The following is a 12,391-nucleotide window of genomic DNA, read 5'->3' as shown; positions in this document are numbered from 1 at the left end:
CTTCGGACTAGGCGTTGTTAGGCTTAGTTGCCTGACCAGGTGCGCGATCTCGTCGCTCCCAAGATTTTCTAGGACTGAGCTCCGTCGCTCCGAGATCACGAAGAGGCGCCGCCTTTGAAAATCCTCCAACAAAATTCCATGGGGTAAGAGGTGGGCGAGTCTGTCGCAGAGCCGTCGTAGTTTCCAGTCGGTATTGATCTGGCGTTCCACGACCCAAAGCCAGCGCTGCCAGAAGATCACCATGCCGGGTCGAACGCAAAATGTCTTCAAGGAACAATCCCTTCAATGGTTGATCGGGGAGGCTAACCAAGGTTGACTTGGTCAGTTTTTGGGACCAGTCGAAGCAAAGCCGGCGTTGCGCTATCAGTGTGTAGGCTTCGGCCAGTGAACAAGATTCCGTATCGCAGAGTTCTGAGATCGCCATCGTCTGCTTGCGCTGAAATGCTTCTGTTACCCGAGCCAATGCCTCACTGGGAAGCGGTGAGGTCAGATAACGCATCAATAGATTGGTGTTTGTTTTTTGGGGTTCGCAAAACAACTGTTCATCAACAATGAACGCAAATGCTTGCTTGGTCTTCCGAAAGTGCTTGGCGATCGAGAGGTACTTTGGGAGATGTTCAGGATGAAATAGAAATTCGAGTGGCTTGATTTCGAGGAGCGTCGCGATATCGCCGTGTTCGACCATGAAATCTGCGGTGTATCGGCGTTCCACTCCCTCATGGTCGAGATAGGTGCGTTCTTGTTGGGAATAAACCTTTTTGACGTTCCTGCAGAGCAGCAGGCGTGGGATCGCAAGTTTTTCGTGAGGAGACTCGTATTCAGCCGGATAGGGGGTTAGCTCCTCAACTTGAAGGCCTCCCGTGGTGCGGTGCGGCGAGACTTCAACTAAATTGCGGCTTGGGGCGTTAGTGCCTACCAGTTTTTTTGCGCGACGCTTTTTCATGATTTCTCCAAGGTGAAATCAAAAGCATCCAAACGAATATTTTCGTCATTGGATGTAAATTTTTGGCGACAAAATCCTTGACTTCGCCGGCTGCCTTGGAGATACTTTGTGTGTGAGATGTATTTTTTCCGTGGCTAGCGGGCAAGGCCGGATGAACCGAAAGGTGAGTCCGGTATTTTTTTGTTACATGGTTTCCTCCTCCTGTTGAAGCCTTGACAGCATCTGACTTAGCGTTTGAACGTCGATCAGTTGTCCTGCTTTCAGGCCAAGTGCGACGGCAATCTTGTGGCTTTGTCCACGCAGGCAGCGTCGCTTCCCTTCAAGAACTTGATAGACGAGGCCGCACGAAAAGCGGTTTTCGCGAGCCCATTCCGCAATGGATATGCCGCTGCCTTCAATCAAGGAGCGGCATTCTTCAGGAGTGCGGAAGGAGGGAGAAGTGCTCATCGCGCAAAATGCATGCAAATGAGTACACGCTAGCACCTCGTATAGAAAATGTGCAACATATTTTCTATAATCCCTAACATGCCTACACAAAATGAAACATTTCTGCCAGGATTTGGTGAGCGTCTCAAGGAAGAGCGAAAGCGCTTGGGGCTTAGCCAGGATGAGTTCGCCGAGCGCGCTGGCGTAAAGCGTCTTGCCCAGCTCCAGTACGAGAAAGAAGCCCGTGAGCCAAGAACTTCGTACTTGGCGGCCATCGGAGCGATGGGCGTCAGTCTTTCCTACGTGATTTTTGGGAAGAGATCGGCGGAGTCTGTGCTTGGGCCTGAGGCACTCCGAGGGATTGAGAAGAAGGTTTTTGACCAGCTTGAGGCCTACGTTGCGGAGCAATGCGGAGGCTATATGAGTTCCGAGGGCCGTTATGTCTTATTCGAGGTGATGCGCTCACATTGCATCCAGGCTGCAAGCAAAGGGCTTGATGTCGAGAGCAACTTGGCAGCATTTTTCCCCAAAAGGCTTGAAGGCAATGGATAGGAATAAAGTGACCGATCCTTCCGATGCGCATGTGATGCGAGCATTAAGTCGGATCAGAGAAGCGTTTGAAAACGACTCCCCCTGCAGTGAAGATGAGGCGCTCGAAATTTTGCGAGAGAAGCTGTTCGAGTTTCGGCCGGGTGAAACGTCTGAAAAAGCTCATGGACCAAGTGCCGAGACCGCTAATTTTGGTGGCCCCGTGAGTAGTGATAATCGTATTGAAGCGGTTTTTCGCTGGCTGAGCGATACGAAGGGGTTTACTCCAAAAGAAATTGAGCGCATGCGGCGCATCGGGCTTTTTGAGGAAACGAAGGATGGGCGTGTGATAGTGCGTGAGCAACCATTGCAGGAGGCTCGGGCATCCGCTCTTATTGCGGCTGTCGCGTTGCTCACAGGTGCCTGGATTGCCTGGGTCTGGTTTGGGTCAGAAGGTAATCTGACGGTGATCGCAGCCTCGTTTTCGATCGGTAGTTTGTTTGGGCTTGTCGCGGGAAATGCGTTGGATAACTCATTCCGATTCGCCAAGCTTCGCTCACAAGTGTTGGAGGTGTCCCCTCGTTTTGAGGATGGTGTGGTGGTGCGCCTTTAGGCCGGATGGCAGGATTTTTATTCGAAATTCCGGACATTCTCTGTTTAGACGTGGTCGTTATTGAAGCGAACTAATGTTCGAAAAAATTTTCATATTGAACGATAGTTCTATATGATGTGGGAATTGCCGCCAGGACTTTTCCATGAACAAAGACCACTTCTATCTGGCAAAACTGCGCGACTACTACGCTAATACTGGCGTTTTTCCGCCATACTCCGGAATTGCAAAGCTGATCGGGATGCGTTCCAAAGGCGGCGTATCCGCAATGGTCAAGCGCCTGGCAAATGCGGGATATTTGGACGTGACGTCCGATAGAAGGATCAAGCCGCAGAAATCCTTCTTTGAGCGAGAACTCTTCGACTACGTCCAGGCTGGATTGCCTCAGTCTGCTAACGACACATTGGCCGAGCCGTACAGCATCGATGAGTATCTGATCAATACCCCTTCCAGAACCTTTTTGCTGACGATCAAGGGTGACTCAATGATCGATGCGGGACTGATGCCTGGAGATGTCGTCATCGTCAAAAAGGGGGCACCGGCAAAGGTGGGCAACATTATTGTTGCTATCGTCGATGGCGAATATACGGTGAAGTACTTGGAGGCCCGCGACGGTCAATACTATTTGCGGCCCGCCAACAAGGCTTACCCGGAAATCTATGCTCGGGATCACCTGGAAATTTTTGGTCTCGTGGTGGGCAGTTTCAGAAAATACTGACCGGGTGAAGACATGATCGATCATCAATTTGGCGGCGCTTGGACAGAACAGAAGCTGGAAGCGTTGAAACATTACCTGACCGCTTATCGCCTGATTTTTACCCAGAATGAAAAGGCCCGGTTTTTCAAAACCATCTACATCGACGCGTTTGCTGGGACGGGCGAAAGGAAGACCGCGGATGTGTCTGACGAGGCTAGCCTGTTCGACCCTGAAGAACTTCCGGAACTGGACGCGTATAAAAAAGGCAGCGCCAGAATTGCCTTGGAGCTTTCTTCTCCGTTCGACGAGTACATCTTCATCGACAAGAAGAAAGAACACGCGGCTCAGTTGGAGTCGACCATCGAGAGCGATTACCCGCAACTGACTTCACGTTGCAAAGTGATGCAAGGGGATGGCACCAAGCTGCTTGCCGAGATATGCCGCAACCGTGATTGGAAAAAGTCCCGCGCAGTCGTGTTTCTAGACCCTTATGGGATGAATATCGAGTGGGCATTGTTGAAACAGATTGCCGATGCCAAAGCCATCGATCTCTGGCTGTTATTCCCTATGGGCATGGGGGCAAATCGTTTATTGAAACGGGATTCGACACCGCCACAATCGTTTTCGGAAAAACTGACACGAATGTTCGGGACACCCGAGTGGCACAGCGCTTTTTACAAACCTTCAACTCAAGGCGATTTCTTTTCAGACGAAATTTCTTTAATCAAGGATGCCTCTTTCGATCAGATTGGTGAGTTTCTGATAGGTCGTCTTAAGTCCATCTTTTCCGGCGTTGCGCCCACCACGAAAGCACTCTTCAATTCCCGGAACAACCCTATGTACTTACTGTGTTTTGCTGCGGGGAACCAGATTGGGGCACCCACGGCAGTGAAGATCGCCAACCACCTTTTGGGCAAATAACCATGACAACAACCAGCAAAATTGAATGGACTGAACAAACCTGGAACCCAACGGTTGGCTGCACCAAGATCTCCCCCGGCTGCAAGCATTGCTACGCCGAGCTCATGGCGCAGCGTTTACAGGCCATGGGTACACACGGCTACGAAAACGGCTTCAAACTGACGTTGCTACCATCACGCCTCCAGGAGCCTCTGCAACGCAAGAAGAAAACGGTGTACTTCGTAAACTCGATGTCGGACGTATTTCATGAGGATGTGCCCTTTGAATACATCGATCAAATCTTCGAGAGTATTGCCAAGACACCCCAGCATACGTATCAAATTCTGACCAAGCGTGCCGACAGGATGGCGCAGTATTTCATTAACCGGCCAGTTCCAGACAACGCCTGGCTGGGCGTCTCGGTAGAGGATCGAGAATACGGCGTTCCGCGCATTGCCTTGCTTCGGCAAGTCTCCGCCAAGATCCGCTTCCTATCGGTTGAGCCCCTTCTGGAAGACTTGGGCGATCTAGATCTGACCGACATTCACTGGGTGATCGTTGGTGGAGAATCGGGGGCAAAAGCACGCCCCATGCAAAAGGAATGGGTTGAGGACATTCGGATACAATGCGAAGAGGCTAATGTCGCTTTTTTCTTCAAGCAATGGGGGGGGTGGGGCGCAGATGGCAAAAAACGAGCGAAGAGATACAACGGCAGGGAATTGAACGGCCGGACTTGGGATCAGATGCCAGGACTACACCAACAACCTTGAAGTCATCCAATAAAAAATATTACTGGCGGATTGGGGAGCCTCCACCTCCGATCGACAAACATAGCGAAACTAAGCACGCCATCATCGAGGAATACGTCAGACGCTACATTCTGACGATGATGTCGCGGGCGACCATTCCGCTACTGCAGTTATCGCTGATCGACGGGTTTTGCGGTGGGGGCAACTACGCCAAGGAATCGGGTGGTTTAGCTGACGGCTCCCCTATCCGTTTGATGCAGGCGGTTCGGCAAGCCAGAGCCGAATTAAATCTTGGCCGTCGGATACCCAGAGAAGTCAGCGTCGACTACCACTTCAACGATCTCCTGCCAGACACGACTGAATACCTGCGCTATTGGCTGAACGGTAAATTCGAAGAGGGTTGTCTGGATATAGCAGATCGTCAGCGCCATGAAATTACGACCGGCGACTTCCTCGCCGAGTTACCTCGCATGCTGCAGAAAATCAAATCCAGGCGGATGGGAGAGCACGCGATATTCGTCCTGGATCAGTACGACTACGATGACATTCCATTGCCTCAGATTGCCAATGTTCTGAACCTCCTCGAAGGAGCCGAAGTCATTTTGACTTTCAACATCGGCTCTTTGATCACCTATTTGTCGGACCGCGCAGCCAATCGAAAGCCATTGGCCAGAATCGGTCTTGACCAGTACATCCCGTGGGAACGTATTGGTCATATAAAGTCGTCCGAAAGGCAGTCGTGGCGAAGAGTTATCCAGCGCCATATCGCGAACGGCATTCGCGCCGAAAGCGGTGCCAAATTCATGACGCTATTTTTCGTGAAACCTCATGGGGTCAATACTTGGGATTACTGGCTCATCCATCTTTCTAACCGCTATCGCGCTCATGACGTCATGAAAACCCTGCATTGGGAACACGCGACAGAATTCGGTCATGAACTGGAGCCGGGTGTTTTCGTGTTGGGCTACGATGCTAATCAGGATTCAGACTACACCGGGCAGTCGACGCTGGTGTTTGGCGAGTCGTCGGAGGAACTCTGTGTCGATGGGGTTCGAGAGTATTTTGGTGACAGAATTTTTTCCGGGAATGGTCCTGTACTGGTCGGAGACCTGTTGCGAGAATGCGTCGGAAACTCGATGGGCGCGGAGAGCCATCTCCTGACATCCATGGGGCAACTGCATCGCTCCAAGAATATTGTCGTCTCCACGAAAGACGGCCGCATCAGACGTCCATCCATGCATTACAACAATGACGACATCGTCGAAGCCAACCGGCAAATCATCCTCATCAAGTAACGATTCTTTCAGTTTCAAGATACTCGCGACTCATTGATGGATGCGACCGCCAGCATCAGGTCCAGCGCAGGCAAATCATGACTGAATCAGGTCATTCGGTCCGGTGTACTCGAACGAGATTCGGTCTGCCGCACCATTCGACGTTGCCACCGTGAGACCGATGGCCGTCTGGCTGAAGGGGTAACGAACCCTGCCCAATTCTCGGTAATCGCTGCTGTAGATGACGCCTGCTTTCGGTCCAGAACCGACGATGCGCAGGGGCATACCAGGTGGCATCGGCACGCCACCGTTCCACTGAACCGGTCCCGTGTATCCCGTGGTAGTCCACGGTGCTACGTTACCCGCTCCGTGCGGAGCAGTGAACTCCTTCCACAACTCGTGCGAGTTTTCAGTCGGCCAAGTGGGCATGACGCTCAAAGCCAGTACGGTGTCTGACGCAAGCCAAGCACGCAGCCCCCTAGCGTCGTCGAAATCTGCATTTGTCGTGACTACCGCGTTGATGGCGCCAAGCCTCGACGCGAAGCCGGCCTTGATCAGCACTGCAGCCGAGACTGACAACGTTCCCGTTTCGACCGCAGCAACGGCGCTGCCGCTGCCCAAGTTCGGCAGCTGATCGATGTCTAAGTCGAGCGGATCCAAAACAGGTGCGTGAGCCTGTGCGCGGACCCGCACGGCTTCCATTGCCCACGGCAAGTTGTAGACAAATGCATGCTCGATGAGGGACATCGCTTCGTCAGCATCGTCGTCCCCGAGCTCGGTAACCGGCGCCCCCTTCAGCCACTTTTCCAAGATTTTTCGCCAATCGAGGGGCAACGATTTCGGCTTAAACGGGGCAATCTCAAAGGCAATCTCGGCGAAGGTAATAATCGCCTGCACAGCTTCGTCGGTCTGTCCGCCGTCTACTGAGATCGACGCCTTGAGCAGCAAAGACTCAAGCTCGTCGGCCTTTTCATCTAGTTTCCGCCCTGTCTCAAGGCCAACTCCGGCGAGAAAATAGCCGCGCCGTTGCGCCGCCGTAGAACTGGTCCAGATCAGCTTGGCACGGGCCTTCAAACCGGTGAGAAGCGCCCTTTGAACACCTTCACTCTTTCGCGCGAGTCGGCGCATCAGCAGCGATGACGTCAGCACCTCATCGATCTTTGATTCGAGCTCTTCATCAGCAATTTGCGCATCCCCAAGCAGGCTGAAGATGGCGGTGTCCAAGCTCGTAAGGTGTCGGGGCCAGTCTTCAGCCGCGGCCTCCGCCAACCTCGTTCGCTCCCCGGGCACCGCTGCAAAGCTCCATGCACCCTGACCTGCCACATACGCGAGCAAGGCATCGACATTCCTTGTCCCAAGCTTCTTGGCCATGCGATCCAGTAGCCAGTAAAGCAGTCGAAAGATGCCGCTCTCCATCTCACGCTGTTTGTCTCCGCGGATCAGACGCTTCCAGGCGTCTCGCCGCTTCTCGTGTTTGTCGAACATTGGGTAGAGCACCAACCCTTCGATGTCGACATATGCACGGCCAGCCCGACCGACGACATTTCGGAACTCGGACTCATCGATTGCCTCACCTTGTCTGGAATGCCCGTGAAAGATGAGGCTGGTGGCCGCCAGGTTGAGTCCCTGCGCGAGGGTCGGTGATGACACCGTGAGCTTCAAAATGCCTTCTCTGAGCAAGTGCTCCACTTCCTTGCGGAACTGGGTGGGCAACTCGCCATGGTGGACTGCCACGCCCATGCGAAGGCACTTCAAAATGTCGTGATCCGGGCCGAACCACTCAGCCCCGACGGCCAAAGCGGACGCGATAGCGGAGGCCGGAGGCGTAATGATCGGCGGGAGCAGCCCCGCAGTGCAGAGCTTGATGATACGTTTAGCGAATGGCATGACCGACACACGGATCGGACAGAAGACCAGCACCGACTGACCATCTTCAATTAGACGCCACGCAGTGAATATGCACAGGTCGGTCTGCGATCCGGGCACTATCGCCGCGTTTGCGCGATTGGATGTCCTCTTGCCGACGACAAACTGGGGAATGAAAGGATGCTCGTCCCCAACCACCACGTTCAGCTGCGCGACCTTGGACTCGGGATTCCAGTTGACCTCACCAAATCGAAGCCGGGTTGGACGCCAAGCGTTCTTGATGAGTCCATCGGGTCGGTCGGCGGTGAGCCAAGCAGTGAAGTCAGCGAGTTGGTCACCATCGGGCAGGATGGCGGAAAGGCAGACGATGCGCCGGGAAGCTGCGTCAGGCCTTCGAAGCAGCCGCTGAATCTGTGCTTCGTAGCGTACCTCCCGCTCGCCGAGCCCGATCATGTGGCCTTCGTCAAGGACCACCAAACCCACGTCGTCCAAGAGCGTCGGGTCGCTCCGAAGGGCGAAATCGAGCTTTTCGGGCGTCGACACCACGATGTCGCGCGACTTGAGCGTGTCGACATCGCTACTGCTGGCACCGATGCTGCCATAGAGGCTTGAAACGCTTTTGCCGAGCACACTAAACGTGCGGCGCAGCGAGACCTCTGTTTGTGCAGACAGGGCACGCAAGGGCGTGACGAAAACGACTCGCTTGCCAGTTGCCAGACACGCGAGGATGCACAGCTCTGCGATGCGCGTCTTTCCCGCACTTGTGGGCAATGACAGTACAAGGTTGGCGTCGTACTCCAGCACACGCTTAGCAGCTTCAATTTGGGACGGCCATAGCTCAATCTCCGACCGACCTCTGCATAGAAGCGAGGTGATGAACAGCTTGCGCAACGATGCCCAATCGCCGATTGCTGTACCATTGGGACCGGACACGGGCAGGATCGCGTGAAAGCTGCTGGACCAGAGGTCGTCGACGATGTACAGCGCCAAGCGATGCACCCACCACTGGCCGACGAAGTTCATGTCACCTGCAACGGACAGGCCCTGCCTGAGACGCGCCTGTCCTTCGCCAATGAGATACTGTTCGCCCCGCTCCAAAGCGAGCAGCGTCTGGGACATCGCCGACATGAAATTGCCCTCTAAGCCAAGCAAGATGGCCTCAGCCACACCTTCGCTGTCCTCAAGGGGGGCTCCTTGACCGTCGACTTCGAAAAGCGGCCCCAAAGCGGCAATGACGTTGTCATCCGAGCCAACGCCGGATTCGAACCAGCCAGCGACTGCACGGTTCACCCCGGCAAGGTCCCGCAGCAACAGCTGTGCGAGGCATCGCTCAACGATGGACAGGTTGGCTTGCTCGAAATCCGATCTTAGAAGTGAGTAGGCGCGCGCGGAGAATCGTCCCAGGTGGTAGGCGCTGCCTGCGACCAGGCGGTGGAAGTCCCGCATCTCATCCTGCGCCCCTCGGGCAACGACTGCTTCGATGGACTCTGCCGCTACCTCGAACGCTTGCCGCGCAGTCGTGAAGTCGCCGCCCAAATCAAGATAGCGCAAGCCATGGAGCAGCAGCGAGTAGCCGAACGAAAGCAGGTCCTCCGACAGGAGCGGACTGAAATTCGGCGCATCGATTGGCAGCTCGCCCGCGCGCCAAATCATCCCGCGCGCCTGCCCCTTTGCAAGCAGCTTTTGACGGTAACCCGCCTCAACCGCTTGACTGATGTTTGAGCGAAGCTCCTCTAGTGTGGTTGCCATCAGGCTCCCACGGCCGCGAAAACGGCTTTGATGAACTTCTGATGTTCAGGAACCCGCAGCCCGACATAGTGCTGTGTCGCAGCCCCGGTGTAGCCGCTCAAGCTGGTTTGCAACAGCGTGGTGGTGTCGTTGCCGGTAAAGACGAACAACATGTGCGTAACGTCCTTCGGCTTTAACGACTTCTTCAATTGTGCATCGTCGATTGCGTCACGCAGGGCCTTGTCAGCAGGGTCAAGCAGCCGGTCGGCAACAAATCCCATTGAATGAGGTGACGGCAACTCGCCATAGCCAGACAGCGCCTCTCGAGCCTTCGAGACGGTGGCGGCAGACATGGTTGCACCGCTCTTGGACTCTGCCTTGAGTACAGTTAGCTTGCCGGTCACGAGGTTCAAGTTAAAGCCCAACATGTCGTCGCCCCGCATCGACATGTTTCGGTGGTCTTTGAACTGAAGACGTTTGATGCCCAGCGTGAATGGTGTTTTCTCGCGGACGAAAGTGGTGCACAACACCTCGCCGAGATCGCCTGACTTGAGCTGCGCGCTTTCCGGTAGCCGGCTCTGAATCAACTCAGCAACTTCATGCCGCTGCAGGCGAGCGAACATATCCGCCAGCCGGCTCGGTGGCAAAAAATGCCCGGGCACCACATCTGCCACGATGGCGACTGCTGCATCGAATTTAGATGCATCTGCGGTCAGCATCGTGTGGCTATGCGGCGCACTGCACCCAACGACGACCTCCGCGCACCATTCGGCGAACCGCGTCATGCGATAGATCCTCCAACCATCGAATGCCCTTGCACCGGCGTGACTAACAATCGCTATCTCAGCGCGGATGGCCAGTGACGGCGGGCCTCACGCCACTGCGCACGGGGTGCTCAGGGGAACAACAATAACTGGCTACATGATATCCGGATTAAGCGTTGCAGTTCAGATGCAATACCTATCAGTGCGAATTCCAGGTCAAGCTGGACACGGATTCCAGCGCAACCTGGACAGTGATTCCAGGGGAAGCTGGACACCGATTCCAAGGCAAGCTGGACAGTTTGAAGCGTTAGCGTAGGACGCGGGGTAACCGTGGCACCCTCGGCGATTTTGCCGAGGCCCACATGGCATTTAGCAGGTTACCCATGCGCAAGATTCTGGAAGTATTGCGTCTGCACCACGAGGGCAGGCGCAGCCATCGTGAGATTGCCCGCGCCGTTGTCGCGTCACCGACGACGGTAGGCGAGATTCTGCGGCGAGCAAAGCTGGCCGGCATCGGCTATCCGTTGCCGAACGGCATGACCGAGATGGCGGTCGAGGCCGCCTTGTATCCGCCATCCGCACCGTCCTCGAACAAACGGCCCGAGCCCGACTGGGCGGGTATTCATCGTGAGTTGCGCCGCAAAGGTGTGACGCTCGATTTGCTCTGGCAGGAGTACAAGGCCGAGCATCCGGATGGCTACCAGTACAGCAGCTTCTGCGACCACTACCGGGCCTGGTCTGGCCGACTGTCGGTGTCGATGCGGCAGACCCATACGCCGGGCGAGAAGTTGTTTGTTGATTATGCCGGGCCGACCGTCGCCATTACCGACCCGCTGACCGGCGAGCTCCGTCAGGCTGCCTTGTTCGTCGCCGTGCTCGGCGCCTCGAACTACACCTACTGCGAAGCGACCTGGAGCCAGGGATTGCCGGACTGGATTGGCAGCCACGTCCGGGCCTTCGAGTTCTTCGGCGGCGTGCCGGCCGTGCTCGTTCCCGATAATCTCAAGAGTGGCGTCAACAAGGCCTGTTCCTACGACCCACAGCTCAACCCGACCTACCGTGACCTGGCCGAGCATTACGGGACCGCGGTCATTCCGGCGCGGCCACGGCACCCGAAAGACAAGGCCAAGGTCGAAGCGGGTGTGCTGCTGGTCGAACGCTGGATTCTGGCCAGGCTGCGCCACCAGCGGTTCTTCAGCCTCGATGAGTTGAACCGGCAGATTGCCGGCTTGCTGGCCGACCTCAACCAGCGACCGTTCAAGAAGCTGCCCGGCAGTCGGGCCAGTACGTTCGCCGAACTCGACCGGCCGGCCCTGCGTGCCTTGCCTGGTTCGCGCTACGAGTTTGCCGAATGGAAGGTCGCCACCGTCGGCATCGACTATCACATCGAAGTGGCCGGGCATTACTACTCGGTGCCGTTCCGCTTTGCCCGACAGAAGGTCGATGTCCGAATGACGGTAACCACCATCGAGGTGTTTCAGCGTGGTCAGCGGATTGCCAGCCATGCGCGCAGCAGCACGCGCGGCCGGCACACGACCCTCGATGCGCACATGACGCCGGCGCATCAGGCGGTGAATGGCTGGAATGCCCCACGCCTGCTCGATTGGGCAGGCCGCATTGGCGGCCACACCAAAGCCGTCATCGAACATGTCCTGCATCAGCGGCGTCATCCGCAGCAAGGCTATCGCAGTTGCCTGGGCATCCTTGGACTCGCCAAGACCTATGGCGACTCGCGCCTGGAGGCCGCCTGCGAGCGGGCCATCGCCATCAGCGCGCCGAGCTACGGTAGCCTGAAATCCATCCTCAAGCATGGGCTCGACAAACACCGCATGGCTGCACCGGCGCAAACCTCACTTCCTCTGGACCACGCTAATGTGCGCGGCCCGGCGTACTACCACTGACCTGA

Annotated in this window: 11 protein-coding genes; 7 read left to right on the top strand and 4 right to left on the bottom strand. The window is 55.7% G+C overall.

Going from position 1 to position 12,391, the window contains the following annotated elements; translation table 11 throughout:
* Window positions 1-7: 7 nt before the first annotated feature.
* Together ACLIIZ_RS16005 and ACLIIZ_RS16000 are read right to left on the bottom strand one after the other, a co-directional pair.
* Window positions 8-943, bottom strand: coding sequence for a hypothetical protein (locus tag ACLIIZ_RS16005; protein WP_416693788.1), 936 nt, complete (start codon window positions 941-943; stop codon window positions 8-10).
* Between the two features lie 183 nt (window positions 944-1,126).
* Window positions 1,127-1,390 carry a DNA-binding protein gene (locus tag ACLIIZ_RS16000; RefSeq protein ID WP_416693787.1) on the bottom strand — a complete coding sequence of 88 codons (264 nt, stop codon included), beginning with the start codon at window positions 1,388-1,390 and terminating at the stop codon, window positions 1,127-1,129.
* Between the two features lie 78 nt (window positions 1,391-1,468).
* Here ACLIIZ_RS16000 and ACLIIZ_RS15995 point away from each other — a divergent pair, with 78 nt between their 5' ends.
* The 6 genes from ACLIIZ_RS15995 (at window position 1,469) to ACLIIZ_RS15970 (ending at window position 6,148) form a co-directional block, all read left to right on the top strand.
* A complete protein-coding gene (locus tag ACLIIZ_RS15995; protein WP_416693786.1) occupies window positions 1,469-1,921 on the top strand; it encodes a helix-turn-helix domain-containing protein in 453 nt (150 codons plus the stop codon).
* Between the two features lie 7 nt (window positions 1,922-1,928).
* Window positions 1,929-2,510 (top strand): hypothetical protein, encoded by a 582-nt coding sequence (locus tag ACLIIZ_RS15990; RefSeq protein ID WP_416693785.1) that lies wholly within the window; start codon window positions 1,929-1,931, stop codon window positions 2,508-2,510.
* Between the two features lie 142 nt (window positions 2,511-2,652).
* A complete protein-coding gene (gene lexA / locus ACLIIZ_RS15985) occupies window positions 2,653-3,225 on the top strand; it encodes a transcriptional repressor LexA (protein WP_416693783.1) in 573 nt (190 codons plus the stop codon).
* Window positions 3,226-3,237: 12 nt separating this feature from the next.
* Entirely contained in the window at window positions 3,238-4,125 is an 888-nt protein-coding gene (gene tcmP / locus ACLIIZ_RS15980) for a three-Cys-motif partner protein TcmP (protein WP_416693781.1), read from the top strand.
* Between the two features lie 2 nt (window positions 4,126-4,127).
* A complete protein-coding gene (locus ACLIIZ_RS15975) occupies window positions 4,128-4,874 on the top strand; it encodes a DUF5131 family protein (protein ID WP_416693780.1) in 747 nt (248 codons plus the stop codon).
* Window positions 4,871-6,148: a three-Cys-motif partner protein TcmP gene (locus ACLIIZ_RS15970; RefSeq protein ID WP_416693778.1), complete on the top strand. Its 1,278-nt coding sequence runs from the start codon at window positions 4,871-4,873 to the stop codon at window positions 6,146-6,148. Before ACLIIZ_RS15975 ends, ACLIIZ_RS15970 begins: the two co-directional genes overlap by 4 nt.
* A 75-nt stretch (window positions 6,149-6,223) precedes the next feature.
* Here the strand turns inward: ACLIIZ_RS15970 and ACLIIZ_RS15965 are convergent, their stop codons facing one another.
* Complete coding sequence (locus ACLIIZ_RS15965) at window positions 6,224-9,742, bottom strand: DEAD/DEAH box helicase (RefSeq protein WP_416693777.1); 3,519 nt, start codon at window positions 9,740-9,742, stop codon at window positions 6,224-6,226.
* A complete protein-coding gene (locus tag ACLIIZ_RS15960) occupies window positions 9,742-10,506 on the bottom strand; it encodes a Hachiman antiphage defense system protein HamA (RefSeq protein WP_416693776.1) in 765 nt (254 codons plus the stop codon). Before ACLIIZ_RS15960 ends, ACLIIZ_RS15965 begins: the two co-directional genes overlap by 1 nt.
* A gap of 341 nt (window positions 10,507-10,847) precedes the next feature.
* On the opposite strand from ACLIIZ_RS15960, the gene istA reads away from it, so the two are divergent.
* Window positions 10,848-12,386, top strand: a complete 1,539-nt coding sequence (gene istA / locus ACLIIZ_RS15955; protein WP_416693774.1) for an IS21 family transposase — start codon at window positions 10,848-10,850, stop codon at window positions 12,384-12,386.
* Window positions 12,387-12,391 lie beyond the last annotated feature (5 nt).

Origin of the sequence: Azonexus caeni (assembly GCF_048146105.1) — a bacterium.
GTDB classification, from domain to species: Bacteria; Pseudomonadota; Gammaproteobacteria; order Burkholderiales; family Rhodocyclaceae; genus Azonexus; species Azonexus aromaticus_B.
Note: the sequence above shows the minus strand (reverse complement) of the source record. Positions and strands in the feature narration are given on the sequence as shown.